Source organism: Streptomyces adelaidensis, from assembly GCF_016598475.1.
In the GTDB taxonomy this organism is placed as follows: Bacteria; Actinomycetota; Actinomycetes; order Streptomycetales; family Streptomycetaceae; genus Streptomyces; species Streptomyces adelaidensis.
Map to the genome: position 1 here is coordinate 29057 of NZ_JAEMUX010000058.1, position 26481 is coordinate 55537.

The following is a 26481-nucleotide window of genomic DNA, read 5'->3' on the forward strand; positions in this document are numbered from 1 at the left end:
GCCGTCCGGGGAATCGAGGTACGGGAATCGAGGTCCGGAAGTCCGGGGCCCGGCCTCAGCCGATCTTCAACTGGTCCGTGCCGTGCCCGATGTGCGCGACGACGAGTCCGGCGCCGGACACCTCCGCGTATTCGGCGGTGTGGTGGCGGAGCGTGGTGCCGACGCCGGGACCCTTGCGCGGCTCGACGGTCCAGCGCAGCTCGTGGAAGAAGAACCAGTCGTCGAAGTGCTGCTTGACGACCTCGATGTCCCGGACGGTGTAGTGGGCGTAGAACTCGTCGAGGTGGGCCTTCAGGTCGTCCTTGGTGTGCACCGCGGACAGGGTGCCGGCCCCGGCCACATAGTTGCGGACACCCGTCTGGATCTCGGGGTGGGCCCGCTCGACGATCGCGTCCACGTCACCCTTGCGGTATGCGTCGAGCAGCGCGTCATGCACCTTGGCCACGGCGTACCGGCTGGCGAGCGCCCCGTCGGCCGGGTCGCCGGGCAGCGGGTCCCGCTGGGTGCGGCCCCAGAAGAGTTCACCGGTGATGCCTTCGGAGCCCATCGTCGGGAACAGCACGATGATGGGGCGCTCGCTCTCGGCGCCGGTGTTCTTGTCGCGGCCCCTGCCGGAGCCGCTCACGAAGGTGTACCAGGAGGCGTTGATCTCCGTCACGGGACGGATTCCGACCACGGCGGCATACCGGTGCATGTTGCGGTAGCTCGCCTCGATGGCCTCGTACGTGTCGACGATCCGCTGCGTCGGGATCTCCTTGCCCTCTTCGAGGACGGGGATGACGGTGTACGCGTAGGGTCCGCTCGGCGCCAGCGTCGCCAGGATGTCCTCGACGATGTCGACGTACTCGGCCTTGACGTGTTTCCACGCGACCGCCGAGGTCCGCACCTGCAGGTCCGACGCGACGAGGAGTTCCTCGACCTTGGCCCGGTCTTTCATGGTCTTTCTCCTTATGGGGCCGAACGGCCCCGGGGGGATGGAGCAAACCATTGCTCGATGTGCCGCCGGGGCAACCCCGACGATCACATGCAAGCGCAGCGGCCTGACCGCTTGCGGCCGGCGACCTGACATCAGCCCGACGTGGCGCAGGTCACAGGGGCCTTGCGCTCTTAACGTCAAGCACTACTGATCGTCCGACGGAGGCACCTCCATGTCCGACGCCCTTGCCCCACCGCCGACGCCGGGGACGAGGCCCCGCGGAGGCCGAACGCCGTGGTGGCGGTGCTCGCCTTCGCCGGGATCGTCGACTCGTTGATGCAGACCCTGGTCATCCCGATCGTTCCCGACCTCCCCCGCCTGCTCGACGCCCCCGCCTCGGACACCGCGTGGGCGGTCACCGCCACCCTGCTCGCGGCCGCCGTGGCCACCTCCATCGGTACGTCGGTCGCCAGCGCCCTCGCCGGCGTCGTCCTCGCCCAGATGACCACCGACTTCGGAGGGTTCGCCCTCCCCTCCGAGAACGGCTTCAAGGTCGTCATGGCCCTCGGCGCGGGCACCGCGCTGCTGGCCTTCCTCCTCGCCTCGCTCATCCCGCGCCGCCGCGCGACCGCCGCCGCGGCGACCTCGGCAGGGGGTTCGGGTGAGCTGGTGGAGGCCGGCGTGCAGTCGTGACCAGGGGCCGGGACGGGGCTGCGCGCAAGATGGAGGAGATGTGATCTTCCGGTCGCGGAAGATGTGATCTTTGAGGGCGGAGGCGGGGAGAATCACCCCATGACCACGTCACCGCACCCCCTCGTCGTCCAGGCGCGCAGGCTCGCCGCCGAGGTGCTCGCGCCTCAGGCGGAGCGCGTCGACCAGGAGGGGGTGCCCGCGAGCAGCATCCAGGCGATCAAGAGGTCGGGGCTGCTCGGGGTGAACGCGCCGGTGGCGTACGGCGGGTCGGGCGCTCCGAACTCGGTGGCGCGCGAGACCGCCGAGATCCTGGCCGGGGCGTGCTGCTCCACGTGGTTCGTGCAGACGCAGCACTACACGCCCGTGCTGACCCTCGTGAAGAGTGAACTCCCGGCCCGGGACGGCTGGTTGGGGAGGCTGGCCACCGGTGAGCTGCTGTCCGGGGTGGCGTACGCGCATCTGCGGAGGTATCCGCGGGTCCCGGTCCGGGCCGTGCCGAAGCGTGGTGGCTGGCGGTTCCACGGGACGGTTCCCTGGTACACCGGATGGGAGCTCAACGATGTGATGCTGCTGGCCGGGGTGACGGACGCGGACGAGGTGGTGTTCGCCTTCACCGAGGCCAAGCAGCAGTCCGGACTGAAGGCCTCGGCGCCGATGCACCTCGCCGCTCTCACGGCCGCCCGTACGGTCTCCCTCCACCTCGACGGGCTGTGGATCCCCGACGACGCCGTGGCCCTGCACGCCCCGTACGAGTCCTGGGCCGCCGGCGACCGCCCCAAGCCGACGAACGCCTCGCCGGCGGTGTTCGGGGTCGCGGAGTCCGCCCTCGGTCTGCTGGATCAGGACGATCCCACCACCAAGGGGCTGCGCCTGCGGCTCGACAAGGTACGGCGGCAGGCGTACGCCCTCGCCGATCATCCGGCGCCGCACGAGCACATGGAGGAGCGTCTGGCGCTCAAGACGAAGGCGTTCGACCTGATGCGCACGGCGACGACCGCCGCGGTCGTGGCCGGCGGCGGCCGGGCCCTCGACCTCGACAGTCGCGCGCAACGGCTGGCCCGCGAGGCACTGTTCCTGCTGGTACAGGGACAGACCGCCGAGGTCCGCCGGGCCCATCTCGGCTCGCTGTCGGCCGCGTACTGAACCCTGGCGCTTGCATCGCGCTAGCTCGCGAACGGCACCTGTGCAGCCGGGGCGGCGGGCTGGGTGATGGGGTGCTGCCACAGACCCTGGGCGGCGAGGTGTCCTGGACGTGCTTGGTGCCGGCCTCGGACTGGGCGTTGCCGAACCGACGGCCCGCGAGGACCTCGGCGAAGCAGAACTTGCGCTGGTCCTCGCCGCCCTGACGGCGGATCACATCGGGGTGGGCGAAGTGGCTCTGCGGGATCTGGGCGAGGCCGCCGGCGGCGGTGGCGAGGAGGCGGAAGATCTCCGCGAGGGTCCCCGCGCGGACGTCCGCGCCACCGTGGTCGGCGGGCACGGTGACGGCGAGCAGCCCGGCGGCCGGAAGCCGGTCCGACTCGGCGTGGCAAACGGCGTTCGGCAGGTTGCCGTTGTTCTCGGCGAGGACGGCGAGTTCACGGTTGTACTCGTAACCCCAGTCGGTGCGCCGCTCGATCCTGCTGGTGACCAGGCCGCCGCTGACATCGGGGACCCAGTAGGCGAATTTCACGGGTTCTGCGGACATGCGGACTCCTATTACGGAGCGGGTTTCGCGGCTTACGGAGAGGGTTTTGCGGCACGTCGAATTCCGCGTCCCCCATGAGGGATTCACGTCATCCCATGGGGCTGGAATTCAGGCGATGAAGGGAGAACACGTCGCACGACCGCGCGCGGCGGCAGGCGGGGTGCGGAGGAGGAAGGGCGGCGGCGAGGATCAGGCCGCGGCACAACAGGAGGCGCCGGAGACGCGCGCGAGGTCGACATGGCGTCGCCGCGTGAGGTCCAGTCGCATCTTCATGCTTTTGATCGTGGCAGCCGCCGGTGACGGCAGTCAAGGAGAACCCGACCGGTCTCGTATCGCGGACCATTGAATTTCACGAAGGTGTGACAGGGAAACCCTTGAACAGGCCGGAAATCTGCGGGAATTCCGCTGCCCTGCGAACAGAACAGCTGGAATACATGGCGGCGGCGACCAGGCTCGGTGCACTGCGCCGGGCAGCCGAGGAACTGCGGCCGTCGACCAGCTGCGGGTCACGGCGGGCGAACGGCACCGCATCAGCCGTCCGGTCCCGCTGGGCACGGTGCACGAGGCGACCGTGCCGTTGCTCATCCCGGTGATCCGTGACTTCCGCAGGACAGCCCGCCGGCGTCCCGCGCGGCTGTCACGGTGGACGACCCGCTCGGCGTCCCCCTGGAGCGACGGGGCACACTCGCCCACCGACCGATCGCAGCCGCCTCGGCCCTGGTGGCAGGCCCGCTCTCCCCTCCGCCCAACCCCTACACATAAAGGTAGAATAAGCGCAGAATGAACATGCGCGGCGCTTACCGCACACCGCACCAGACGCGGTCAGGCCTGCAGAGTTCAAAGGAGTCGAGTCATGGCCAACGTCTCACACAGGAGTGACATCACCAGCCACCCTGACGCATCCGAAATGCAGGCCCGGTACGCCCGCATGCTCGGTGGTCGCGATGTGGCGCTCGTGGACGGACCGGTGTTCCTGCTCGGTCTGTACTGCGCCGTGTCCCCGTGGATACTCCACTACACGACGAGCCAGCCCGCACTGGTGCCCCACAACCTCATCGTGGGCATCGCGATCGGCCTGCTGGCCCTCGGCTTCACCGCCGCACCGGAGCGGATGTACGGCCTGAGCTGGGCCATGTGCGCCCTGGGAATCTGGATGATCGTCTCCGCGTGGATCGTCGGCGACAGCCCGGACGCCGGCGTCGTGGTGAACAACATCATCATCGGCGCGCTGGCTCTGATCCTGGGGCTGATGTGCGCCGGCGCCTCGGCGAAGGGCGGCACGCGCGCGGCCCGGACGCCGCAGGTGTAGACAGGAAAGCCCGCGAGGGGTAACGGCGGCCGACCCGCTCAGGCGGATCGGCCGCCGCCGTCGCCATTCCGGCCCGCCGTAGCGCTACCGGATCACCGGGGCCGGGCGGGGCCATCGGAGCCTGACTGGACCGTCGCAGCCGGACAGGACCGCTGAGCCGGACAGGACCGTCTGAGCCGGACGGAGCCGTGCCCGTCACCGGCCGCGCGGCACCTGCCATGGCTCCTGCGGCAGCACGCTGCCAGTTTCGAGCAGCGATTTGAGGTTGGACAGCACCGCCGGCCAGCCGAACGACACCTCGGCGAGCGCACCCTCGTCCGCCAGGTCCTCGTGGGTCACGGTGAGCCGCACGATGTCGGCGTGCGGCTCGATGTCGAAGGTGACCCGCGAGTACGTGTCCTCCTTGCCCTCGTTCGCGGGCTCGGCCCAGGTGGTGACCAGGCGGGTGAGCCGCTCGCTCTCCACGACCGTGCCCACGACATCGGCGACGCCGGAGCCGTCGGTGCGGACGTGCGCCCAGCGCGAGCCCTGCCGCCAGTCCGACTCGTTGCGGTGCCCCCAGTACTCGGCGGTCAGATCGGCACTGGTGAGCGCCTCCCAGACCTTCTCGGGCGTGCTCGCGATATAGGTGACGTACACGAATGTGGGCTTGTCGGTCATGGCTTCCTCGGCTCGTCGCTTCACGGCGCCCAGCGCCCTCAGTCGTGGGCGCTCGAACTTGTCGATCCACCGCTCCTGGATCTCGTGGAGCGGGACCGGATTGAGGTAGTGCAGCTTTTCCCGCCCACGCCGCACCGCGCTGACCAGGTTGGCGGCCTCCAGAGCGGCCAGGTGCTGCGTCACGGACTGCCGTGTCATGGCGATGTGCTCGCACAGCTCGCCCAACGTCTGGCCGTTGTGCTCGTGCAGCCGGTCCAGCAGCCGCCTGCGCGTCTCGTCGGCCAGCGCCTTGAAGACCTTGTCCATCCCTGAGTCGCTCTCTGATCGCACACTCAACGTTATGCAGGCAATTACCTGCATGTCAATGCCGAACGAGGCACCTCGATGCCCTTTCGTCACGGTTTGCAATGTTTCACGTGGAACGTCGCCCTGTCCGGCCTTGTGTCCGGGCCTTAATTCGTTCGCCGGTATACGTCACGACATCCACACTGTCGCCGTGAGTCGAACCGTCAGCGCATGGGTGACCTCGGGTGCGAACTTCCTCGGTGTCACCGGCCCCTTCCCCGTCGACGTGCCGTGGTGGGCCGAGGTCGAGCCGGTCATCGGCCGGCTGGAGCGCGTACTCGGCGCACCCGTCCTCGTACTGCGCCTCCTGGAGGTCGCCGGAGGTGAGGGCGGACGGGATGGGCATGTGACGTACCACGTGGAGGCGTTGGAGCCGCCGAGACCGGGGGTTTTGGAGCAACGACCGGTGGATCAGCGGCTGTTGGACGCCGACGACTCGCTACGGGCCCCGTGGGCGAGGGCCGACGGCCTGCGGGAACTGCTCGGCTGGGCCGCGCGGACGCTGGCCGCGCTGGGGCGTCCGGTGACGGGGCCGGTCGAGCAGCGGCGGACATGGAACCTGGCGGGACTCTTCCGCCTGCCCACCGAGCAGGGCACGGTGTGGCTCAAGGCGACGCCGGGCTTCGCCTCCGACGAGGCGATGCTCATCGCCGCGTTCGCCCAGGCGGATCGGGGGCTCGTGCCGACGGTTCTCGCCGCCGGCGAAGGGCGGATGCTGCTGGAGCACATCCCCGGCGAGGACTGCTGGGGGGCCGACGCCGCCACGGTCGAGGCCGGGGTTCGCCGGTTCGTCGCCGCGCAGGCCGCGCTGACCGGACGGCGACCGCCGGGGCTGCGGGACCGGCGGGACCGGGTCCTCCGCGAGCTGGTGCGCGAACTGCTCGACAGGGGCGTCAAGTTGGACATCACCGATAAGGAGCGGGCCACGGCAAGGGAGGTGGCGGACCGGTGGGCGTCGCTCGCCGCGTGCGGGCTCCCCGACACGGTCGTCCACGCCGACTTCCATCCGGGCAACTGGCGCAGCGACGGCCGGCCACCCGTCGTCATGGACTTCGCCGACGCCCACTGGGGCAACCCGGTCCTCGACTGTCTGCGCCTGTGCGACTTCCTGCCCGAGGCGGTGCGCTCCACGACCGTCCGCACCTGGGTGGACGCCTGGAAGGCCCATGTCCCGGCGAGCGATCCCGCCCGAGCGCTCGCCCTGGCCGAGCCGCTGGCGCATCTCTCCTACGCCGTGCGCTATCAGGAGTTCCTGGACGACATCGAGGCGTCGGAGCGGCCGTATCACGAGAGTGATCCGGCCGCGGTGATCCGGAAGGCGGTGCGCTGCGCCGCACGCCCTGACTTCGACTCCCTGGAGGTGGCGGGCTAGATGGATCGCGCCGAGGTGCTGCTGATCGGGGGGCGGGCCGGGGTCGGCAAGTCGACGGTGGGCTGGGAGATCTCCGACCGACTGCGGGCCGCCGAGGTCGCGCACGCGGTCATCGAGGGCGACTTCATGGCTCAGGTGCACCCGGCCCCCGCCGGGGATCCGCACCGCTCCGACATCGCCGAGCGCAACCTCACCGCTGTGTGGGGGAACTACACGGCGCTCGGCCACCGGCGGCTCGTCTACACCAACACCCTGAGCGTTCTGGCCGAGACGGCGGGCACCTTCCAGCGGGCCATGGGCGGCGACGTACGGATCGTCCGGGTGCTGCTCACCGCCACCGACGACACCGCCGCGCGGCGGTTCAGGGGGCGGGAGATCTGCTCCGAGCTGGAACGGGAGCTGACCGGCAGCGCGTACAAGGCCCGGCTGTTGGACGAGCGGGCGCCGACGGACACCGTCCGGGTGGCGACCGACGGCCGTTCCGTGATCGACATCGCGGCGGAGGCGCTGGCCGTCACGGGTTGGCCGGCGGGCCACGAAGACGGGCGGCCATGAGTGACGGTCATGCATGACGGGCTCCGGTGAGGGCTGTCGGTGACGGCTGTCGGTGACGGGCTCGTGGAGAACGTGAAACCGAAACGGACTGCACTCGCGTTCGAAGGGCACTCGCCCGCTTGCGGGGGACCCGACGAAAGAGGGCAGAGATCAGATGGAGATCGACGGCATCATCAGTGCCATCGTCATCGGCATCGTCATCGGTGTACTCGGGCGGCTCGTCGTGCCCGGTCGGCAGCGCGTCGGCATCCTGCTGACGATCCTCGTCGGCATCGTCGCCGCGTTGATCGGAACGGCGATCGCGGCGGGGGTCGGTGTGGCCGAGACCGATGGGGTCGACTGGGCCGAGTGGCTCATTCAGATCGGGCTGGCGGCCCTGGGGATCGTGGCGCTGGACCGTACGAGGGCACGGCGCTGAGGGTGCGCGGGGCGACGGGCCCGCGGTCGCGCGCGCCCGGAATTCAATTGCGGGTCACCTCGCCCGGCGGCTAGCGTCGCCGGGCCTCGCCCTGCTGCCCGCAAGCCGCCGGCTCGCCGGTCCGCGCGCCCGCACACCCGCACACCCGCACACCCGCACACCCGCACACCAGTCCCGGAGCCCCCTTGCCGCCGCGCATCACCCCGCTCACCGACCCCGCCCCCACCCCGTCGAGCCGCCGTCTGGCCTGGCTGGCGTCCGGGGCCGACGGCATCCCCCACGGCTCGGCCTTCCTGCGGCTGTTCACCAAGGAAGGGCAGACGCATCTCGCGGAGCTGGACGTCGCCGTGCACCCGGCCGAGCGACGGCGGGGCGTCGGCACCGCGCTCCTCGGCACCGCCATCGGCTCGGCGCGTGCCGAACGGCGCCGCGCGGTCATCGCCCAGGCCCAGCCGGGCTCCCCCGGCGACCTGTTCCTCGCGGCGCGCGGCTTCCGCCGGGTGCTGACGCTGACGTACGCCCGGCTGGAACTGGCGGACATCGACCTCGGCCATATCACCCGCATCGCCGAACAGCCCCGTCCCGGCTACTACTTGACCGGCTGGACAGGCACCGTGCCGACGGAACTCGCGCGGAGCTACGCCGCGTCGCGTCGCGCGATGGACGACATGCCGATGGGTGACACCGACTACGGGACCGTGGTCTGGGACGTCGAGCGGGTCGTGGCCGCCGCCGAGGCGATCGCGAGGCGCGGCGACTCGCTGTTCACCGTGGCCGCGGTGCACGGGCCGACCGACACGATCGTCGGCTTCTCGGAGCTCGTCCTTCCGGGCGGCGCCGAGGACAGCGACAAGCGGGGCGGCGAGCAGGACTGCGCCGAGCGCGCCGGGCAGCATTACGGTACGGCCGTCCTGCCCGAGCACCGCGGCCACGGGCTCGGGCTCTGGATGAAGGCGGAGGCGATCCGCCACGCCCACAGTCTGCACCCGGATCTGGCCCTGCTCACCGACACCGCGGAGCACAACGCCCCCATGCGTCGCGTCAACGACACGCTCGGCTACCGGCCCACGCACACGGCGGTGGGGTACCAGCTCGACCTGTGACGAAGGCAGTCGGCCCCGGCGGCGTCACGCCGCCGGTGCGCTCCCCACCGCGTACTCGTACGGCGTGGTCGTGGTGAGCGGTTCGAAGCCCAGGCGGGCCAGGATCGGGCGGCTGCGGGCGAGGGCGTCGACCTGGACGTAGCGGTAGCCGCGTTCGGCGGCGACGCGGGCGCGGTGGGCGACGAGGGCCCGGTAGACACCTCGGCCGCGCCAGCCCTCGACGGTGCCGCCGCCCCACAGGCCGGCGAAGCGCGTCCCGGGGACGAGCTCCATTCGGGCGGCGCTCACCGGTTCGTCGCCGGCGAGTGCCACGACGGCCATCACCGTGTCGGGGTCCGCGGTGAGGTGGGCGAGAAGCTGGTGCCGCATGCGGGAGCTGTCCGTGCCGAACGCCTTCTCGTGGACGTCGGCCACGAGGTCGACGCCCGCACGGTCGGTGACGGGCAGGATGCGTACGCCCTCGGGCGGCTCGACGTCGAGGGTCAGGTCGGCGACCTCGGCGATCATCAGGGTCTCTTCCGGAGCGGCCTCGAACCCGGCGTCGCGCAGGCGTTGCCCCAGGTCAACGGGCAGATCGTGGCCGTACAGCTTCCATTCGAAGTCGCGCCCGAGGCCCGTGAAGTACCGGATCTGCTCGGCGACGGCCGCGTCGGCGCCCGCCTCGTCCAGATCGGACCAGACCACGCCGCTCCACCCCTTCTCGGAACCGACCTGGCGCACCACCCCGCCCACGCGCTCGATCCGGGCTCCGGGCCCGTCCGGGCGGGCGCCCTCCCGCATGTCCCGGTCGAACAGTGCCAGCACACCAGCGTGATCCATACGCTCACTCCATCATCAGTCGTTCGCCCTGGCAACGGAATTCACCCGCCATCTCTCACACGGGAACGGCTCAGCCCCAGGGCATCCCGGTTCGCTGAGCCGCCCGGTGGGGCCGTACGGGTGTCGCTCGTGGAAAGGAATGCGATACGAACACACGCCGTAGGGTGCACCCGGCGAGCGCGACCGAACGGTCCCCCAGGAGGGTGTGTACGACCATGGTGAGCGAGTCCGAACTGGTGTACCTGCGGCGCTGTGTGGGGCTTGCGGCCGAGGCACTGGAAGCGGGTGACGAACCGTTCGGCTCGGTGCTCGTCGGCGGTGACGGCACGGTGCTGGCCGAGGACCACAACCGGGTGGCGGGAGGCGACCGCACCCGTCACCCCGAGTTCGAACTGGCGCGCTGGTCGGCCGCCCGGCTCACTCCCGAGGAGCGTGCGGCGGCGACCGTGTACACCTCGGGCGAGCACTGCCCGATGTGCGCGGCCGCTCACGCGTGGGTGGGCCTCGGGCGTATCGTGTACGTCGCCTCGTCCGAGCAACTCGCCGTTTGGCTGGGCGAGTTGGGGATACCCGCGCCGCCGGTGCGGACGTTGCCAGTGCAGGAGGTCGCGCCCGGTGTGACGGTCGAGGGCCCGGTGCCCGAGTTGGTCGGGGAGGTGCGCGCGCTGCACCGCCGGTTCCACGCCAAAACCGTCGGCGGCACCGTCGACGATGACTGAGACCGGCGTGGCGGGGCAGGCGGGACGGGGTCCGTTGTCGTTGTCGTTGTCCGGAGACCTTTCGCCGATGTCCGAAGACGTGGTGCAGCACGCCCGCCCCGCCCCCGTGGCCCCGCCCGACCAGGAGAAACCGCGGCCGGGACGGGCCTCGCGGGACCCGTACTTCGACAACGCGAAGTACCTCACCATCGTGCTGGTGGCCTGCGGTCACGCGTGGGAGCCGCTGACGTACGGCAGCCGGGCCGCGACAGCCGCGTATCTGACCGTGTACGCGTTCCACATGCCGGCCTTCGCCGTGATCTCCGGCTATTTCTCGCGCGGCTTCGACATGGCGCCCAGCCGGCTGAAGCGGCTGCTGACGGGGGTGGTCCTGCCGTATGTCGTGTTCGAGACGGCGTACACGCTGTTCTACCGGTGGGCGCGGGACGACCCGGGTTATCCGCTGAGCCTGCTGGATCCCTGGTACGTGATGTGGTTCCTGGTCGCGCTCTTCATCTGGCGGCTGACCACTCCCCTGTGGCTGCTGCTGCGTCACCCGCTGCCGGTCGCGCTCGGTCTCGCGATGCTGGCGGCGGTCTCACCCGATCTCGGCGGGGAGATCTCCATCCAGCGGGTCCTGGGCTTCCTGCCGTTCTTCGTGCTGGGGCTGACCCTGCGGGCCGAGCACTTCGAGCGGCTGCGCACCCGTCGCGTGCGCCTGTACATGGTCCCCGTCGGGCTGGGGGCGCTCGCGGCGGCGTACTGGGTGGCGCCGTGGTTCGACGCGGGCTGGTTCTACCACCGGGGCAGCGTCACCGGCCAGGGCGTGTCCCGCTGGACGGGCCTGCTGACCACACCCGCCCTGTTCTGTCTCGCCGTGCTGCTGACGGCCTGCTTCCTCGCCTGGGTGCCGCGTCGCCACCTGTGGTTCACGGCGCTGGGCGCGGGCACAATGTACGGCTACCTGCTGCACGGCTTCGTGATCAAGTGGGCGCGCTTCCGGGACTGGTACGCCGCCGAGTGGCTGCACACGCCGCTCGGGGAACTCGCGGTCACGGCCATGGCGGTCGGCGGCATCACCCTGCTCTGCACGCCGCCCGTGCGCGCCGTGCTCCGTTGTGTCGTCGAGCCGCGGATGGAGTGGGCTTTCAAGAAGGGCGACGCCGCCAGGACGGGAGGACCCGCCGAGCCCACCGTCCCGGCCGATCCCGCCGGGACGGGCGGCGCCGCCCGCTCGCCTAGCCGAGCTCCAGAGTCGTGACCCCGAAGACACGATCCTCCGCGTACGGCCGGATCGAGCCGGTGTACATCCGGGCCGTCTCGAAGGAGGGCGTCAGTCCGTACTCCTCGACCAGCGCCACCGCGGCCGTGTTCGGCTCCGGGACGTCGACGGCCAGCTCGCGGCCCGCGGCCTCGGCGGCAAGGCCGGCGAGGAGCGCCCTGGCGTCCGCGTCGGTGTCGGCGAACAGCGGGCCGATCCGCAGGGCGTCCCGGCCGGGACGGATGACCCCGTATCCGGTGAGCCGCCCGTCGACGACCCGCGCCAGCGCCCGGTGTCCGTCGGCCGTCAGCCAGCGCTCGAGGAAGCGGGGACGGTCGGCCGGGTGGCAGGCGCTGTCGTACGCCGCCACGGACCGCGCGTCCTCGACCGGCCGGACATCCGCGGGCACGGCCGTCTCGGGCACGACGCCCGAGAAGCGGAAGGTGCGGTGGGCGGGCTCGAAGCCGGACTGCCGGTAGTTGTCCTGCTGCGCGACCACACCGTCGAGGCCGACCGTACGGTCACCGGCGTGGGCGAGCGCGGTCTTCCAGGTGGCGAGGCCGTGGCCGTGGCCGCGCAGGTCCGGGCGGACGAGATAGAAGCCGAGGAAGGCGTAGTCGTCGCCGTAGGTGACGACGGAGACGGAGGCGACCGGCTCCCCGTCGAGCCGGCCGACGAAGAAGCCCTCGGGGTCCTGCGCGAAGAAGCACGACGGGTCCGAGAGCCCCGGGTTCCAGCCCTCGTCCCCCGCCCATCGGGCGACCACCGCCCAGTCGTCGGGCGTCGCCCGGGTGACGACGAGGTCCTGATGCCCCGGAGAGGTCATCTCTGCGCTCCGTTCGATGAGGTCGGATCGAGTCGACGGATGCGGTGGTCGGCCGCACCCCCGCAGCATCCTCGCCGAAGCGGATCGCCCCCGCGACGCCGCGAACCGGCCGACCTCGTCCGGCAACGGGCCTTGTGCGCGGCCGGTTTCACGCGTACGGGCGACCCGTGCACGGCCGTCGTGCGGCATCGGCGGGGCGCAGGGTAGGGCAGTTCCGCCCGTCCCGCCCGCTGGGAGGCGTGGCCGCGGGGGTCCGCTTATCGTGATCCGGGGGTCGTCCCCGGTCGCCCCTGGCCGGGTGTCCCAGGAGGCACGCATGCGGTCCACGCACAGACGGTGCCCGCTCGCCGGAGCCGCGGTCGCGGTCCTGGCCCTGCTGGGGGCCGGACTGCCGGCCACGGCGGCGGGCGCCGACGACGAGCAGGACGACAAGCGGTCCGGCCTGAACCGGTTCTACGACCAGAAGATCAAGTGGTCCAGGTGCGAGGGCATGGAGGTGCCCAAGGACCTGCGCTGCGGCAAGGTCACCGTGCCGCTCGACTACGCCCGGCCCAAGGCGGGCACCCTCGACCTGGCGATGGCCCGCTACCGGGCCACCGGCGACGCACGCGGTTCCGTGCTGCTGAACTTCGGCGGCCCCGGCCTCCCCGGCGTCCCCGAACTCGCCTACGGGGGCGATGAGTTCATGGACCTCACAAAGGGCTACGACGTCGTCTCCTTCGACCCGCGCGGCGTGGGCCGCTCCTCCCCCGTCAGCTGCGGCGACGGCACCGACGAGGCCCTGGAGGCGACCGACGACGCGAACGACCCGCAGGCCGCACTCAAACAGCTGAAGCGGGCCGCCAAGGCATGCAGGAAGAACTCCGGGCCGGTACTGCCGCACATCGGCACGCTCAACGCCTCCCAGGACCTGGACATCATGCGCGCCGCCCTCGGCGACAAGAAGCTCAACTACCTCGGTTTCTCCTACGGGAGCCGGCTGGGATCGGTGTACGCGGCGCAGTTCCCCGAGAAGGTGGGCCGGATGGTCCTCGACGGGGTGGACACCCTCACCGAGCCGCTGACCGAGCAGGGCCTGGTGGGCGCCGAGGGCCAGCAGACGGCGCTGGAGGACTATCTCGCCGCCTGCACCGAGGAGCTGACGTGCCCGTTCGGGCAGGACACCCGCTCGGCCCGTGAACAGGTGGTCCAGCTGGTCGACTCGCTGGACGAGTACCCGGTGCTCGGGGACTTCGGGCAGGAGTTCTCGGGCCAGGACCTCGTGGGCGCCATCAGCCACGCCCTCTACAGCGAACAGATGTGGCCCGCGCTCACCCAGGCCCTCAACATGCTCGTCCACGACGGCGACACCCGGGGCGTCATGGCGCTCGCGGGCGGCGGTTTCGCCGTACCGCCCGGCCGGGACAGGCCCGTCGAGCCGAACCGCCCCGGCGAGCCGTCCACTGTGGGGAAACCGAGCGCGTCCGGCTCACCGACGCCGGACGGCGGGCTGGTCGACGCCGAGGACGTCCCGCTCGACAACCTCCCCGCCGCGCTCATGGCCATCAACTGCACCGACGACCCCGACCGGCCCACCGCCGACCGGATCACCGACGACCTCGAAGAGCTGCGCACGGCGTACGAGGAGGCCTCCCCCGTGTTCGGCCGGCACCGGCTCACCCAGGTGCTGATGTGCTACGGCCGCCCCAAGGGCACCGACTTCATCCGCGAGGAGGTGCGGGACGTGGACACTCCGAAGCTGCTGCTCGTGGGTACCCGGGGCGACCCGGCCACCCCGTACCGCTGGACCATGGAGACGGCGAAGCGGCTCGGCTCCTCGGCGGTCGTCCTCGACAACAAGGGCAAGGGGCACACCGGGTACGGCTCGTCCAAGTGCGTGCACGAGAAGGTCGACGAGTTCCTGCTGTACGGGTCGCTGCCGGACGACGGAAGTTCATGCGGAGCCGACGGTTGAGCATCGGGCGTGTAACACGGACAAGTCCGCTACAACCCCGGCCGCGTCTCGCGCGTCACACTGGGTGTGCGTCACCTTTTGTGCGCACCGCACCCGTACGTGACCAAAACTGGGGGATTCCACCGATGCGTATCCGTTCCGTCCTCGCCCTCTCGACCGCGGCGACCGCCGGCGCCGCGCTGCTCCTCACCGCGGCGCCGCAGGGTCTGGCCGCCCAGCCGGCCGCGAAGACCCCGGTCTGCAAGGCGAAGGTCCTCAAGCTGGGGGCCAAGCAGTCGACGAAGGACACGAGGGTCGTGCACATCACCGTCAAGAACACCGGCACCCGCACCTGCACGATCGACCGTCTCCCCGTCGTCACCTTCGGCGACCTCGACGGGGCGGCCCAGCCGGTGCCCTCGGGCGAGAGCGCGCCGTACAAGGTCGGCGCCGGGAAGACGGTGTACGCGGCGGTGCGTACGATCGCCGACCTCAAGGACCCCGAAGCGCGCCGTGTCGGGACGGTCACCGTGTCGGCCAACCCGGCCTACAACGGCCGTACCTTCACCGCGAAGCAGCTGGGCGCGGGCAAGAAGGTGAAGGTCTGGGAGCCGGTGACGACCTGGTGGAAGCCGTCCAAGGCCGCCGCCGACAAGTCGCTGAAGAAGGAAGTCGGCTGACCCTCGCGGCAGGTCCACAGCAGTGAGTCGAGCCCGTCGGGCGCGCGCCTTGACCGGTGCGCGCACACGGGCTCGGCCCCTGTCGTGGTCCGATCGGCGCGGCCGCCCGCACCCGTCGCCGAATCATCCCAAGTGCCCGACATGCGAATCGGTCCTATCGTGAAGTCATGGAGCATGCCCTCACTCCCGCGACCCTCATCGAGCTGCGCCGCCCGCGGCCCTATCCCGCCGTGTCGGTGCTGACGCCGACACACCGCCGTGAACCCGAGAACGCGCAGGATCCGGTCCGGCTGCGCAATGTGGTGGCCGAGGCCAAGAAGCGGCTGGAGCACGATCCCGCGGTGACCCGGGAGCGGCGCAACGACGTCGTCGAGCAACTGGACCGGGCGCTGGCCGAGGTGGACCTGAGCCACGCCGAGGACGGCCTCGTGATCTTCGCGGCGCCCGGTGAGCACCAGGTCTGGTCACTGGCCCGGCCGGTGCCGGAGCGCGTGGTCCTCGCGGACACCTTCCTCACCCGGAACCTGGTGGCCGCGCAGGCCGCCGAGCGGCCGTTCTGGGTGCTGTCGGTCTCCGCCGACCGGGTCGCGCTGTGGAACGGCGGCGGCGACCGTGTCACGGAGGCCCGCACCGGCGGTTTCCCGCTGGGCAGAACGCTCGACAACTTCGACGCCGAGCGGCAGGAGCGGATCGGCGACCTGCCGAGCACCTTCCGCGACGAAGGCATCCGGCACTTCCTGCGCGACGCCGATACCGCGATGGCCCGGGTGCTGCGCACGCACGCGCGTCCGCTGTACGTCACCGGGGAGACGGCGGCGCTGTCCCTGCTCGACGAGATCGGCACGGTCACCAAGGACGCCACCCACATCCCGCACGGCGGTCTCGCGCACGGCACCCACGAGGCCGTGTGGCAGGCGGTCCGGCCCCTGGTCGCGGCCGAGGACCGCAGGAACGCCGACGGCGTGGCGCGGCGGCTCGAAGCGGCCCGAGGTCACAAGGCGTTCGCGGCCGGCGTCGACGAGGTCCGGCAGAACGCGCAGCAGGGCCGCATCGCGCTCCTGGCCGTGGAGGAGAACTACCGCACGAGCGTCCGCGCCGACGGCGAGGGCGGCGGGGGCGGCCATCTCGTGCCGGCCGAGAGCGGAGACCTCGACGTCCGCGAGGACATCGTGGACGAGATCGTCGAACGGTGCCTGGACACCGGCGCCGAGGTCCGCTTCGTCCCCGACGGCACGCTCGGCGACGCCCGCGGCATCGCGGGCGTACTGCGCTACTGAACCCCGGCCCGCCGGCACCGAAGCCCGGCCGAGGTAGGCGTCACACGCCACCGAGGAGCGTCGTCAGACCCCGGTCCAGCGCCGGGCCCAGCTCCTCCCTCCCGGCCGCGACGACGGCGTAACTGCGCAGCAGGAAACGCTTGAGCGCCGCCGTGTCGAACTGCAGGAGCGCCATGCCGTACGGCGAGTGCAGCTCCACCACCGTGCGGGAGCGGCCGCAGGGCCAGATGTGCACGTCGCCGGTGCCGGCGGGCGCCTGCACCCCTTCCTCCAGCAGATCGCGGGAGAAGGTCCAGGTCACCGTGGAACCGCTCAGCGAGATGTCGGCCGGGAAGTCGAGGTGCACGGCCAGCGGGTCGTCGGAGGAATAGCGCAGGCTCGCGGGCACCGGCACCTCCCGGTCCTCGGCGGTGACGAGGAGGGCGCGGGCGGGCTGTTCCAGCGTGACGGTCATCAACGGTCTCCGTTTCGGGTGAAGCTCTTCCAGAGCGGGCCGGCCGGTGCGCCGACACGCCTCTTCGACCTCGCGGAGGGCTTTCGTATTACGCGACTTCCCTGGATTCACCCCTGTGACCCATGTCACCCACATATCGACTCCGCCCCCGTCCAGAGCATGGACACGCTCCGGTTTACCTATGCCGCGACAAGGAATCGAGGAGGCTCGCACATACGACTCTCGAACATGGGCATGAGTGACGCGTGACGCATGACCGACGGTCCGTCAAGTCACGTACGATTCCTACGACTTGACCCTTCCGGACGCCTTCCGGCTTGCCGTGGTGGAGCCCATCCGCAAGGACGGAGGCATATGCCAGGAGCACCACCGTATCGGGTCTTGCCAATTCCCTTACAGCGCGTCGTGGGCTGTGCAACAGTCGTAATCGGCCCTTCCGTCAGCGTTGGTCGTAACGTCCCCCCTCGGAGTACGTGATGCCGTCCCATCTCTCTGCGGATCGTCCCGCCGCCCCACCGCCCCGGCGCGGCTCGGTCGACGCGCTCATCTCGCAGACCCGGCGACTGCGGGGCGACGTGGACGCGGTACGGCGGGACGCGCCCGTCGACGGAGTGGACCCCGAGAGCCGGTGGCAGCGCGCGCTCTGTGATCTGGCGCTGCATCAACTCAATGACCTCGATGGCCACTTGGCACAGCTGCGGGACGGCCCGGCCCGGCCGAAGGCCCCCGTGGCCACGGCCGATCTCCCGGTCGCGCCGGTCGCCCCGCCCCGGCGCGAATCACTGCTCACCCGGGTCGGCAGCGCCGAGTGGAACCTGCTGACGGACGAGGCGAGCTGGTCCGGGGAGCTGTACCAGATCCTCGGCCGCGACCCGGCCGCCCCGCCGCTCACCCTCGACGAGCTGCCGTCCCTGGTGCTCGACGACGACCGGCCGCGACTGACGGCGATGGTGACGGACTGTCTGATCGACGCCAAGCGCATCGACGGGGAGTTCCGGATCGTCCGTCCCGACGGCGCAGTGCGCACCGTGCACATGATGGGCGAGCCCGTGCTCGACGACGACGGCGGTACGGCCTCTATGTGGGCCGTACTGCGGGACGTCAGTGAACTGCGGCGCAGCCAGCGGGCCGTGAGCGAGACCCGTGACTCGCTGCACCGCCAGCGGCACCGGGCGCAGACCGAGCACCGGCTCGCGGTCGAGCTGCAGGAAGCCGTGCTGCCGCCGTGGCGCGGCTCCCTGCGGCTCCCCCACCAGGGCCCCGAGAAGCTGGACCTCGCGGCCCACTACCTGCCCTGCTCGACGAGCGCCCTGATCGGCGGCGACTGGTACGACGCCCTCGAACTACCGGGCGGCGACAGCCTGTTGAGCATCGGCGACCTCACCGGCCACGGTGTCACCGTCACCTCGGGCATGGCGATGCTGATCGGCGCGCTGCGGGGCATGGCGGTGGCGGGCACCGAGCCCGGCCGGCTGATGGCCTGCCTCAACCAGTTACTGGACACCACCGTGCAACCGGCCCTCGGCAGCGCCGTCTGCTGCCGCTACCGGCCGGCCACCCGCACCCTGGTCTGGGCGCAGGCGGGGCACCCCGCCCCGCTGCTGTTCCGCGCCGGGACGGGGCGCGTGTTGAAATCGCCGGACGGCGTACTGCTCGGAGCGACCTCCGGTGCTGTTTACGGGCAGGCCGAGGTGACGCTCGAACCGGGCGACCTGCTACTTCTGCACACCGACGGGCTGGTCCCCTGGCGTGGTGGCACGGCAGGCGTCCAGCGCCTGTTGGACCTGGCGCCACGGTTCGGCGAGGCGCGGACGGCCCAGGAGTGTGTACGGACAGTGGTGGAAGAGTTCGGCGAGACCGAGCGCGCGGACGACGCCTGTGTGCTCGTCGCCAGAATCAGCTCCTGACGGTCACGCCGACGCGATGTCGCCCTTGTTCTTCGGCTGGGTCGGCGGCAGGGCGAGTTTGATCTCCTCCCGCAGGTCCTGGATCTTCGGATAGCTGGAGTACTGACCGGTGAGCCGGTACATCTGACGCAGCCGGTCCCAGGTGCGGTGGGAGGAGTTGGAGCCCATAGCCGCCAGGGCGAGACGAGCGTAGCTGGACGCCTGTTCGGGATCGTCGGCGATGAAGCTGGCCGAGGCCATCGACAGGAAGTCGAAGATCTTCGACCGCTGCCGGCCGTCGACGCGCAGTTCGAGCGCCCTCTCCGCGAAGTGCTGGGCCTGCCTGGCCGCGGTCGGGTCGTGCTCCGCGAGGGTGCGGTAGGCCAGGGCCTGCATGCCGTAGAGGTCTTCCTCCTTGAACATCTGCATCCAACTGGGCGGCGGCACGTCCCCCCGGTCGGAGCCGAACAGGTCTTCGGCCTGGCCGAGGGTGCGGCGCATGGCCTGGCCCTTGCCCATGGAGGCCTGTGCCCAGGCCTCGACGGTGTAGAGCATGGCCTTGGTGCGGGGCAGGACCTGCTCGCCTGAGCCGGACTGGGCGAGCTTCATGAGGTCGAGCGCCTCGTCGGGTTTGCCGAGGTGCACCAGCTGTCGGGCCGCCCGGGAGAGGGCCTCGCCGGCGCGGGGCCGGTCGCCGCCCTCCCGGGCGGCGTGGGCGGCGATGATGAAGTACTTCTGGGCGGTGGGTTCGAGGCCGATGTCGTGGGACATCCAGCCCGCGAGGACGGCGAGGTTGGCGGCGACGCCCCACAGGCGCCGCTGGAGATGTTCGGGGTGGCGGTAGGAGAGCATGCCTCCCACCTCGTTGAGCTGTCCCACGACAGCCTTGCGTTGCAGCCCGCCGCCGCGGGCCGCGTCCCAGGCCCGGAACACCTCGACCGAACGCTCCAGTTCCTCGATCTCCTGCGCCCCGATGGGGGCGGCCTCGTACCGGTCGAACCCGGCGGGGTCGGCGTGCAGGGGATTGTCGAGGTCGGGGGCGTCGGCCTTGAGGGCCGGATCGGTGTGCAGCCAGTCGTGCATGGCGCTGCTGAGTACGGAGGCGGATCCCGCGGTGAGCGCGACGCCCGCACCCACCAAGCCGCGTCGGTTGAGCATGAGGTCCATTCCCGTGAATTCGGTGAGGACCGCAGCAGTCCGTTCGGGCGCCCACGGCACACCGTCGGGATGTTCCACATTCCCGCCGCCCTGCCGTTTTCCCGTACGCCCGTGCCGGACCAGACCGAGGTCCCCAATGGTCACGACACGGCCGAGACGCTCGGTGAACAGCGCCGCCAGCACCCGGGGCACGGGATCGCGCGGGATCTCTCCCATGTCGATCCAACGCCGTACCCGTGAGGTGTCGGTCGCCAGCTGGGGGTGGCCCATGGCCGCCGCCTGCCGGTTGACCAGCCTCGCGAGTTCTCCCTTGGACCAGCCGGCCAGGCCGAACAGGTCTGCGAGTCGGGTGTTGGGTTGTCCGCTCACGTCAAGCCCCCAGGTTCTCGGCTGAGTTGACAGTAGCCCGCTGTCAGTTGCTCCGGGACTATTCGCCAGGGTTTCGCCAGGGTGCGCCACATGGTGTGCCAGGGCCGATCCGGTGTCAGGTAGGAAAGCGCCACCCCGACCCGGTCGCCCAGGGACACTCCCCAGGGTGCGCCTGGCCGGCCGGGGCGGGTAGCGCGTCATAGCAGGCACACGAAGGGATCTGTATCCACCCATGTACGCAGCATCGTCCTCCGTGTCCGCACCGCCCCGGTCCCTGCACCCCCGCCAGCCGGGCAGCGGTGGCCCCTTCCTCGACCCCTCACGCACAGCGGCGGCCTCCGTGCTGGGCACCGGCCGGACGCGGCGCGTCCCGGGGGTCGGCACCCAACCGCTCAGCGGGAGACTCGACTTGTCCGGCCCTCAGGGCGCGCAGCTGCGCACGGCGATCGCCTCGGTGCATCGCATCTGTCCGGAGTTCACTCCGGTCCAGGTGCTGCGCCGAAGCGGCCGATCGGTGCTGCTCGTCGGTACGACAGGGCGCAGCACGGCCGTCGCCAAGTGCTTACTGGACCACTCCTCCATCTGGGAGGAACGGCTCAGGCACGAAATAGCCGCATACCGCTCGTTCGTCCGACACCGCCCGCCGGTGCGGGCGCCGAGGCTGATCGCGGCGGACCCGGACAACTGCACCTTGGTCATCGAGCGGATGCCGGGCCGGGTGGCCGCCCTGCAGCGGCATCCGGTGGAGGCGCCGCCGCGCGCCGACATTCGGGCGGCGCTCGGCGCGATCTGCCGGCTGAACGCGTGGCGGCCACCGGCGGGCACGTTCGACGCCCCGCTGGACTACGCGGAGCGGATCTCCCGTTTCCATGAGCTGGGTCTGCTCACCGACCGGGACATGGGCGATCTGCAGAAGCTCCTGCACGGCATCGCGCACGCCTCGGGCCGCCAGGGCATGGGCCAGTTCTGCCACGGCGACGCCCTGCTGTCGAACATCCTGCTCTCACCGGCCGGTCCAGTGCTGGTGGACTGGGAGCACGCGGGCTGGTATCTGCCAGGGTACGACCTGGCGACGCTGTGGGCGGTGCTCGGGGACGCCCCGATGGCGCGGCGTCAGATCAGTCAGCTGGCGCAGTCGGCGGGCCCGGCCTCGCGGGACGCGTTCCTGGTGAACCTGATGCTCGTACTGACCCGTGAGATCCGCACCTACGAGACGGCCGTGCAGCGTTCGATGCACGACTCGACCCCGGCGACACCGGGCCCGGCCCACCCGGCTGCTGCGCCGTCCGGCGAGGAACAGCGGCTGCTGCTCAGGCGGCTGCACGACGACTGCCAGTTGGCCCGCAAGGCCGTACGGGCGGCGGTCGGCACTCGCTGAGGGGAAACGGAGGTCCGCGGTGTGCCCTGGACAGGGGCGCGCCGCGGACCTCCGTCATGACCGGGGAGGCAAATCGCAGGCGAGGCGCTGGCAGGGGCAATGGCAGGGGCAATGGCAGGGGAGGCAATCACCCGGGAAAGGGTCTCCTCCGGGCATGATTGACGGATCGTCGGCCGACCGATAGCACTGATGCCGTTCGGTCCCGCACGCCCCACCGACGCCCCACCGTTCCAGGAGGCCGCCTTGCGAGGATCCCCCACCGACCGCGGGCCCGCCCCGCACCGCAGACGTATCCGCAGCACGGCGGTCGCCGCAGCCCCGGCGGTGTTGCTGTTGCCGCTGCTGGGTGCGGCCCCGCCCGTGAGCCAGTCGTCGTCCTCGGTCCGTCTGCAGGGCGCCTTCGCCGCCGCGGCCGCCGAGTACGGCGTACCGCGCAGCGTGCTGCTCGGTGTCTCCTATCTCCAGTCCCGCTGGGACGCGCACGGCGGCGCGCCCAGTGTCACCGGCGGCTACGGCCCGATGCACCTCACCGACGCGCGGACGGCCCTGGCCGAGGCGCCGCACCACAACGAGGGCGCGGAGGATGCCCGCGGCGACGATGCCCGGGCGCCCCTGGTGCCCGCGTCCGACCTGCCCGAGAATTCCGAACTGCCGTCACGGCTGCGGACGTTGACGAAGGCGGCCGAGCTGACGGGCCTGCCCGCCGAGTCCCTGCGTACGGACGCCGAGGCCAATGTGGCGGGCGGTGCCGCGCTTCTCTCCGCCGCGCAGCGGGAGCTCGGCGCGGAGCCGAGTGCCGATCCGGCGGACTGGTACGGGGCGGTGGCGCGCTTCTCGGGCGCCGACGACCGGGCGACGGCGTCGGCGTACGCCGACGAGGTGTTCGCGGTGATCCGCGACGGCGCCGGGCGGGTCACGGACGCCGGCCAGCGGGTGACGCTCGCCGCCGAGCCGGATCTGAGCCCGGCCACCGGGCAGCTGTCCCGGGCCGGGCTGCGCGCGGCGGCAGCGGCCGGCACGGAGTGCCCGAAGACGGTGTCCTGCGAGTGGATCCCGGCGCCGTACGAGGAGTTCGGCGACAAGGACTACGGCAACCACGACCTGGCCGACCGGCCGAAGTCCCAGAGCATCCGGTACATCGTCGTCCATGACACGGAGGCGACCTGGGACACCACTCTGAAGCTGGTCCAGGACCCGACCTATGTGTCGTGGCACTATTCGCTGCGCTCCACGGACGGGCACATCGCCCAGCATGTGAAGAACAAGGACGTGGGCTGGCACGCCGGCAACTGGTACGTCAACGCCAAGTCGATCGGCCTGGAGCACGAGGGCTTCCTCGCCTCGCCGGACGCCTGGTACACGGAGGCGATGTACCGGACGTCGGCGCGGCTGGTGAAGTACCTCGCCGGGAAGTACGGCGTCCCGCTGGACCGGCAGCACATCCTGGGCCATGACACCGTGCCGGGCCCGACGTCGGCGACGATCCCGGGGATGCACACCGACCCTGGCCCGTACTGGGACTGGCGGCACTACTTCGAGCTGCTGGGCAGGCCGTTCGGCGCGACGTCCGGCAAGAACAGCGCTGTGGTCACCGTGCTGCCCGACTACGCGGACAACCGGCCCGAGTTCACGGGCTGCGCGAGCGGGGGCGCGCCCTGCGCAGTGCACGGCTCCAGCGCCGTACGCCTGTACAGCGCGCCCGATGTGACGTCACCCCTGATCAAGGACATCGGCCTGCGGCCGGGTGGCGGCGACTCGACGATCGATGTGAACGACCTCGGTTCGCGGGTCTCCACCGGGCAGCAGTACGCGGTCGCCGGGCGGCATGGCGACTGGACGGCGATCTGGTACCTGGGACAGAAGGCCTGGTTCCGGAACCCGAAGGGGCAGCCCACGGCGGTCGGCGCGAGCGGTCTGGTCGTCACGCCCAGGAAGGGGCTCGCCGAGATCCCGGTGTACGGCCGCGCCTACCCGGAGCAGGCGGCCTACCCGGCGGGGGTGCCCGCCCAGGCGGTGTCCCCGCTGCCGTACAAGCTCCTGAAGGGCCAGAGGTACGTGGCGGGTGACCGGGTGCCCGGTGAGTACTACTACGCGGTCTCCTTCGACCCGACCGGGCACAAGGTCGTGGTCGGTGAGGACCAGTACTACGAGATCCAGTTCGGCCACCGGGTGGCGTTCGTGCGGGCGGCGGACGTGCGGGTGCTGCCGGCCGGGTGAGGGGACGGGAAAGCGGAAGGGCCGGGTGCGCGCGCCCGGCCCTTTTCGTCTGTGCTCTCCTCAGCCCTGCTGGAACAGCTCCGCCGGGAGCGGTTTGAGCAGTGCGTAGAGGTCGTCGGTGATGGGGCGGTCCCAGGCGGCGATGGTGACCAGGACGTTGTCGCTGCGGTCGAACTGGACGCAGGAGATCCGGGACTCGGAGATCTTGAGGCGGCGGACGATCAGGAGGTTGTCCCCCTGCATCACCGGGAGGTCCTCGGACCCGACGACCGTGATGTCCTCCTCGTTCTCCAGCGCGACGAGCAGCTGGGCCACCTCGAAGGGGACCTCGCCCTCGGCGATCTCACGCGCGGGGGAGCCCTCCGGGAGGTTGCCGATGATCATCGCGGGGCCGCGGCCGCCGTAGAGGTCGTAGCGCAGGAAGACGCCCTGGCAGCTGCCGTCGGGGGCGGGCAGCAGGCCGGCGCCGAGATTGCCCGGCCAGTCGCCCGGGTCCATGGCCAGTACGTCGAATTCGGGACCGGCAGGTGTGGCGCTGCGGCGGCGGAGGAAGGACATGTCGCCATGGTACGTGCCCGGAGGGGCTCGGTGTCGGGTGGGCGAGGCGATTGCCGGGGCCGGTCCGGGCCCGGTGCGTTCACCCGTTCGGAGGCTGTTCGCCCAGCGCCGGGGGCGGTCCGGCACGGTCGGTGCCGACCTTCCGGCAGACCGCCGAGAGGCGTCGGGCGACGGTCTGCCAGTCGGTGTGCGGTTCCGTCGGCGAAGAGGGTCGTCCGGCCGACTACGGGCGCGGCCGGCGTAGACGATCAGCGCTCGGCTCGGCCGATCGGACCCTCGCCGTCGTCTTCTGTTCGGCGCTGCCGACCGGGCTACCGGGCGGACAGCTGTCCGGAGGTCTTCTTGTGCCGTTCGTGGTGGCGGGCGACGCGGGCGCGGTTCCCGCAGGACGGCTTGCACCACTCCTGGCGCGGGTGCTCCTTGAGGAAGTAGCGCACACAGCGGGGCGCGTGGCAGGCGCGCAGCCGCTGCCGCTCGGGGCCGGCGAGGAAGGCGAGGGCCGCGCGGGCAAGCGCGGCGGTGAGCGGGTCCTCGCCGGTGGCGGGCTCATGGCGTACGACCGGTTCGGCGTCCGGGCCCCAGGAGAGCACCGGGACTGTCGGCGTCAGGGCGGCGGCCCCGTTGAGCCGCGCCAGGGCCTCGGGGACGGGCAGCAGCCGGGCGGCATCGGCCGGGCTGGGCTCGCTGGGGCTGATGGCGCGGGCGAACAGGGCCCGGACGGCTCCCCGGAGATCGCGTACGGCGGCGAGCGCGGCCTCGTCGGCGGTGAACCCGGCGGCAGCCGGCAGGACGTCCCCGTGCGCCCTGACCCAGATGGTGAGCCCCGCGGGCCCGGTCAGGTCGTCGTCGGCGACGCCGCCGCCACCGTCGTGGCGGACGGTCAGGGCCAGATCCAGGACGAGCCGCGCGTCCGCGCTGATCGAGTACTCCATGGCACTAATGATAGGCGAGCCGTCATCCATTAAGGGGGGTGAGCGGCGGCAGTACAGTCGAACGGTTGGCCGACGTGACTCGTCGGGCGCAGCGGGCGACGGCGGAGGGGGCGGCACGGGCCTGGCCGCGGTGCGGGTCTTCGCCATGCGGGTGAAGGGGAGGGCGATGACCCCGGCCGCGTGATCTGCCTTACGGCGACAGCCAGTTGGAGCTCGTCTGGCACAAGCCCCCCCCGGTGGCGCGGGGAGCCGGACCGCCCGCGTCGATGGTTCATCGAGCAGATCGCACAGATACGGGTCGGCCGCGAGCCTGACCGCCCGGCTGCGGGCGGGGTGCGGATGCCGGGCCACGGTGATCCAGGCCGCCCACGTCGGGGAGCGCTCGGAACCGGAGGCCTGGTAGGCCAGGTCGAGAGCCGCGCTGGTCCTGGACCCCTGCTACCGAGATACGACGGTCGAGGCCGCGGCCGTGCGTACTGGCTGTCCAGTGGAGTGGCACCCAGGCTTCCGACTCAAGATTGAAGAACTCCGCCGGCATCCCGGCTACCGCGGCCAGGAGTACGTCGACTTGGCCACGCAGATCGCGGTCGATGGCGTGCTCGATCCTCGGATCGTCGGAAATGCTGCACGTGCCGGCCGCTACGACCCCCAGGCAGTCAAGAAGGTGTGGCATTATCTGGCGCGACTCGGGGCACCCCCGAAGGTCACTGGCAGGCTGGCGACTCCGGAACCGACGGAGGGAGCTGTACTCGATAGCCTTCGTTGAGGCGATCGAAGGCGTGATGGCCCTTGACATCCGCGTCACCATGCGAGGACGTCCCCGACGCGGGAGCCGAATGACTCTCGTACGGCTGTGGTTTCGTACGTGGGAGCGAGCAACGTTTGTCGACGGTTTTGGGCAGCACTTTGCGATCACACGGCTCGGAAACGTCGACGAGAACCAGCAACGCTGCTGGCGCCTGAGGGCCGTTCATGCG

24 protein-coding genes and 4 pseudogenes are annotated in these 26481 nt (G+C 71.2%); 17 read left to right on the plus strand and 11 right to left on the minus strand.

What is annotated here, in order from left to right; genetic code table 11:
• Positions 1-55: 55 nt before the first annotated feature.
• Complete coding sequence (locus tag I8N67_RS28250; RefSeq protein ID WP_200306977.1) at positions 56-937, minus strand: hypothetical protein; 882 nt, start codon at positions 935-937, stop codon at positions 56-58.
• 273 nt (positions 938-1210) lie between these two features.
• On the opposite strand from I8N67_RS28250, the gene I8N67_RS43965 reads away from it, so the two are divergent.
• A complete protein-coding gene (locus I8N67_RS43965; protein WP_267912833.1) occupies positions 1211-1609 on the plus strand; it encodes a hypothetical protein in 399 nt (132 codons plus the stop codon).
• A gap of 99 nt (positions 1610-1708) precedes the next feature.
• Entirely contained in the window at positions 1709-2752 is a 1044-nt protein-coding gene (locus tag I8N67_RS28265; RefSeq protein ID WP_200306979.1) for an acyl-CoA dehydrogenase family protein, read from the plus strand.
• A 100-nt stretch (positions 2753-2852) separates the two neighbouring features.
• On the opposite strand, the pseudogene I8N67_RS43025 reads toward I8N67_RS28265, so the two are convergent.
• The 3 genes and pseudogenes from I8N67_RS43025 to I8N67_RS44690 all read right to left on the minus strand — a co-directional run.
• Positions 2853-3150 (minus strand): annotated as a pseudogene (locus I8N67_RS43025) (acyl-CoA dehydrogenase family protein); the annotation flags it as partial.
• A gap of 8 nt (positions 3151-3158) precedes the next feature.
• Positions 3159-3296, minus strand: a pseudogene (locus tag I8N67_RS43030) (dimethylsulfone monooxygenase SfnG); the annotation flags it as partial.
• Positions 3297-3485: 189 nt separating this feature from the next.
• Positions 3486-3569: a putative leader peptide gene (locus I8N67_RS44690; protein ID WP_372443813.1), complete on the minus strand. Its 84-nt coding sequence runs from the start codon at positions 3567-3569 to the stop codon at positions 3486-3488.
• A 137-nt stretch (positions 3570-3706) separates the two neighbouring features.
• Between I8N67_RS44690 and I8N67_RS43035 the strand changes: the two are divergent.
• Together I8N67_RS43035 and I8N67_RS28280 are read left to right on the plus strand one after the other, a co-directional pair.
• Positions 3707-3903: pseudogene (locus tag I8N67_RS43035) on the plus strand (LysR family transcriptional regulator); the annotation flags it as partial.
• Between the two features lie 246 nt (positions 3904-4149).
• Complete coding sequence (locus I8N67_RS28280; protein ID WP_200306985.1) at positions 4150-4605, plus strand: SPW repeat protein; 456 nt, start codon at positions 4150-4152, stop codon at positions 4603-4605.
• Between the two features lie 195 nt (positions 4606-4800).
• Here I8N67_RS28280 and I8N67_RS28285 read toward each other — a convergent pair whose 3' ends face one another.
• The gene (locus tag I8N67_RS28285; protein WP_200306987.1) at positions 4801-5571 is read right to left on the minus strand and encodes an ArsR/SmtB family transcription factor; all 771 of its coding nucleotides are present in this window, start codon (positions 5569-5571) and stop codon (positions 4801-4803) included.
• Between the two features lie 190 nt (positions 5572-5761).
• Here I8N67_RS28285 and I8N67_RS28290 point away from each other — a divergent pair, with 190 nt between their 5' ends.
• The 4 genes from I8N67_RS28290 to I8N67_RS28305 all read left to right on the plus strand — a co-directional run bounded on the left by I8N67_RS28290 (position 5762) and on the right by I8N67_RS28305 (position 9058).
• Positions 5762-6982 carry an aminoglycoside phosphotransferase family protein gene (locus I8N67_RS28290; RefSeq protein WP_307835395.1) on the plus strand — a complete coding sequence of 407 codons (1221 nt, stop codon included), beginning with the start codon at positions 5762-5764 and terminating at the stop codon, positions 6980-6982.
• On the plus strand, positions 6983-7537 hold the full coding sequence (locus I8N67_RS28295) for a nucleoside/nucleotide kinase family protein (protein WP_200306989.1): 555 nt from the start codon (positions 6983-6985) through the stop codon (positions 7535-7537).
• Between the two features lie 154 nt (positions 7538-7691).
• On the plus strand, positions 7692-7955 hold the full coding sequence (locus I8N67_RS28300) for a GlsB/YeaQ/YmgE family stress response membrane protein (RefSeq protein ID WP_200306991.1): 264 nt from the start codon (positions 7692-7694) through the stop codon (positions 7953-7955).
• Between the two features lie 185 nt (positions 7956-8140).
• Positions 8141-9058 carry a GNAT family N-acetyltransferase gene (locus tag I8N67_RS28305; RefSeq protein ID WP_200306993.1) on the plus strand — a complete coding sequence of 306 codons (918 nt, stop codon included), beginning with the start codon at positions 8141-8143 and terminating at the stop codon, positions 9056-9058.
• A 24-nt stretch (positions 9059-9082) separates the two neighbouring features.
• Here I8N67_RS28305 and I8N67_RS28310 read toward each other — a convergent pair whose 3' ends face one another.
• The gene (locus I8N67_RS28310; RefSeq protein ID WP_200306995.1) at positions 9083-9877 is read right to left on the minus strand and encodes a GNAT family N-acetyltransferase; all 795 of its coding nucleotides are present in this window, start codon (positions 9875-9877) and stop codon (positions 9083-9085) included.
• 215 nt (positions 9878-10092) lie between these two features.
• On the opposite strand from I8N67_RS28310, the gene I8N67_RS28315 reads away from it, so the two are divergent.
• Positions 10093-10596: a nucleoside deaminase gene (locus I8N67_RS28315; RefSeq protein WP_200306997.1), complete on the plus strand. Its 504-nt coding sequence runs from the start codon at positions 10093-10095 to the stop codon at positions 10594-10596.
• Between the two features lie 67 nt (positions 10597-10663).
• Positions 10664-11836, plus strand: coding sequence for an acyltransferase family protein (locus I8N67_RS28320; protein WP_200306999.1), 1173 nt, complete (start codon positions 10664-10666; stop codon positions 11834-11836).
• Here I8N67_RS28320 and I8N67_RS28325 read toward each other — a convergent pair.
• A complete protein-coding gene (locus tag I8N67_RS28325) occupies positions 11814-12662 on the minus strand; it encodes a GNAT family N-acetyltransferase (protein WP_200307001.1) in 849 nt (282 codons plus the stop codon). The two genes, I8N67_RS28320 and I8N67_RS28325, sit on opposite strands and share 23 nt — an antisense overlap.
• Before the next feature lie 316 nt (positions 12663-12978).
• On the opposite strand from I8N67_RS28325, the gene I8N67_RS28330 reads away from it, so the two are divergent.
• The 3 genes from I8N67_RS28330 to I8N67_RS28340 all read left to right on the plus strand — a co-directional run bounded on the left by I8N67_RS28330 (position 12979) and on the right by I8N67_RS28340 (position 16552).
• A complete protein-coding gene (locus I8N67_RS28330) occupies positions 12979-14616 on the plus strand; it encodes an alpha/beta hydrolase (protein ID WP_200307003.1) in 1638 nt (545 codons plus the stop codon).
• Positions 14617-14741: 125 nt separating this feature from the next.
• Entirely contained in the window at positions 14742-15275 is a 534-nt protein-coding gene (locus tag I8N67_RS28335) for a DUF4232 domain-containing protein (protein ID WP_200307005.1), read from the plus strand.
• Between the two features lie 167 nt (positions 15276-15442).
• A complete protein-coding gene (locus I8N67_RS28340) occupies positions 15443-16552 on the plus strand; it encodes a baeRF3 domain-containing protein (RefSeq protein ID WP_200307007.1) in 1110 nt (369 codons plus the stop codon).
• Between the two features lie 40 nt (positions 16553-16592).
• Here I8N67_RS28340 and I8N67_RS28345 read toward each other — a convergent pair whose 3' ends face one another.
• On the minus strand, positions 16593-17006 hold the full coding sequence (locus I8N67_RS28345) for an SsgA family sporulation/cell division regulator (RefSeq protein WP_200307009.1): 414 nt from the start codon (positions 17004-17006) through the stop codon (positions 16593-16595).
• A 476-nt stretch (positions 17007-17482) separates the two neighbouring features.
• Here I8N67_RS28345 and I8N67_RS28350 point away from each other — a divergent pair, with 476 nt between their 5' ends.
• The gene (locus tag I8N67_RS28350) at positions 17483-18913 is read left to right on the plus strand and encodes a PP2C family protein-serine/threonine phosphatase (RefSeq protein WP_200307011.1); all 1431 of its coding nucleotides are present in this window, start codon (positions 17483-17485) and stop codon (positions 18911-18913) included.
• 3 nt (positions 18914-18916) lie between these two features.
• Here I8N67_RS28350 and I8N67_RS28355 read toward each other — a convergent pair whose 3' ends face one another.
• Complete coding sequence (locus I8N67_RS28355; protein WP_200307013.1) at positions 18917-20419, minus strand: DNA-binding protein NsdB; 1503 nt, start codon at positions 20417-20419, stop codon at positions 18917-18919.
• A gap of 232 nt (positions 20420-20651) precedes the next feature.
• On the opposite strand from I8N67_RS28355, the gene I8N67_RS28360 reads away from it, so the two are divergent.
• Together I8N67_RS28360 and I8N67_RS28365 are read left to right on the plus strand one after the other, a co-directional pair.
• Positions 20652-21797, plus strand: a complete 1146-nt coding sequence (locus I8N67_RS28360) for an aminoglycoside phosphotransferase family protein (RefSeq protein ID WP_200307015.1) — start codon at positions 20652-20654, stop codon at positions 21795-21797.
• A gap of 243 nt (positions 21798-22040) precedes the next feature.
• Positions 22041-24014 carry an N-acetylmuramoyl-L-alanine amidase gene (locus I8N67_RS28365; protein WP_234046421.1) on the plus strand — a complete coding sequence of 658 codons (1974 nt, stop codon included), beginning with the start codon at positions 22041-22043 and terminating at the stop codon, positions 24012-24014.
• A 60-nt stretch (positions 24015-24074) separates the two neighbouring features.
• On the opposite strand, the gene I8N67_RS28370 is transcribed toward I8N67_RS28365, so the two are convergent.
• Complete coding sequence (locus I8N67_RS28370; RefSeq protein WP_200307019.1) at positions 24075-24572, minus strand: hypothetical protein; 498 nt, start codon at positions 24570-24572, stop codon at positions 24075-24077.
• A 311-nt stretch (positions 24573-24883) separates the two neighbouring features.
• Positions 24884-25504, minus strand: a complete 621-nt coding sequence (locus I8N67_RS28375; protein ID WP_200307021.1) for a CGNR zinc finger domain-containing protein — start codon at positions 25502-25504, stop codon at positions 24884-24886.
• Positions 25505-25922: 418 nt separating this feature from the next.
• On the opposite strand from I8N67_RS28375, the pseudogene I8N67_RS28380 reads away from it, so the two are divergent.
• Positions 25923-26270 (plus strand): annotated as a pseudogene (locus I8N67_RS28380) (DUF3626 domain-containing protein); the annotation flags it as partial.
• Positions 26271-26481: the final 211 nt, after the last annotated feature.

Excerpts from the sequence above, each read along its gene's own strand:
- I8N67_RS28250 (WP_200306977.1), bottom strand. The coding sequence starts at position 937 with ATGAAAGACCGGGCCAAGGTCGAGGAACTCCTCGTCGCGTCGGACCTG.
- I8N67_RS28265 (WP_200306979.1), top strand. The coding sequence starts at position 1,709 with ATGACCACGTCACCGCACCCCCTCGTCGTCCAGGCGCGCAGGCTCGCC.
- I8N67_RS44690 (WP_372443813.1), bottom strand. The coding sequence starts at position 3,569 with ATGAAGATGCGACTGGACCTCACGCGGCGACGCCATGTCGACCTCGCG.
- I8N67_RS28280 (WP_200306985.1), top strand. The coding sequence starts at position 4,150 with ATGGCCAACGTCTCACACAGGAGTGACATCACCAGCCACCCTGACGCA.
- I8N67_RS28285 (WP_200306987.1), bottom strand. The coding sequence starts at position 5,571 with ATGGACAAGGTCTTCAAGGCGCTGGCCGACGAGACGCGCAGGCGGCTG.
- I8N67_RS28295 (WP_200306989.1), top strand. The coding sequence starts at position 6,983 with ATGGATCGCGCCGAGGTGCTGCTGATCGGGGGGCGGGCCGGGGTCGGC.
- I8N67_RS28300 (WP_200306991.1), top strand. The coding sequence starts at position 7,692 with ATGGAGATCGACGGCATCATCAGTGCCATCGTCATCGGCATCGTCATC.
- I8N67_RS28310 (WP_200306995.1), bottom strand. The coding sequence starts at position 9,877 with ATGGATCACGCTGGTGTGCTGGCACTGTTCGACCGGGACATGCGGGAG.
- I8N67_RS28315 (WP_200306997.1), top strand. The coding sequence starts at position 10,093 with ATGGTGAGCGAGTCCGAACTGGTGTACCTGCGGCGCTGTGTGGGGCTT.
- I8N67_RS28320 (WP_200306999.1), top strand. The coding sequence starts at position 10,664 with ATGTCCGAAGACGTGGTGCAGCACGCCCGCCCCGCCCCCGTGGCCCCG.
- I8N67_RS28325 (WP_200307001.1), bottom strand. The coding sequence starts at position 12,662 with ATGACCTCTCCGGGGCATCAGGACCTCGTCGTCACCCGGGCGACGCCC.
- I8N67_RS28330 (WP_200307003.1), top strand. The coding sequence starts at position 12,979 with ATGCGGTCCACGCACAGACGGTGCCCGCTCGCCGGAGCCGCGGTCGCG.
- I8N67_RS28335 (WP_200307005.1), top strand. The coding sequence starts at position 14,742 with ATGCGTATCCGTTCCGTCCTCGCCCTCTCGACCGCGGCGACCGCCGGC.
- I8N67_RS28340 (WP_200307007.1), top strand. The coding sequence starts at position 15,443 with ATGGAGCATGCCCTCACTCCCGCGACCCTCATCGAGCTGCGCCGCCCG.
- I8N67_RS28345 (WP_200307009.1), bottom strand. The coding sequence starts at position 17,006 with ATGACCGTCACGCTGGAACAGCCCGCCCGCGCCCTCCTCGTCACCGCC.
- I8N67_RS28350 (WP_200307011.1), top strand. The coding sequence starts at position 17,483 with ATGCCGTCCCATCTCTCTGCGGATCGTCCCGCCGCCCCACCGCCCCGG.
- I8N67_RS28360 (WP_200307015.1), top strand. The coding sequence starts at position 20,652 with ATGTACGCAGCATCGTCCTCCGTGTCCGCACCGCCCCGGTCCCTGCAC.
- I8N67_RS28370 (WP_200307019.1), bottom strand. The coding sequence starts at position 24,572 with ATGTCCTTCCTCCGCCGCCGCAGCGCCACACCTGCCGGTCCCGAATTC.
- I8N67_RS28375 (WP_200307021.1), bottom strand. The coding sequence starts at position 25,504 with ATGGAGTACTCGATCAGCGCGGACGCGCGGCTCGTCCTGGATCTGGCC.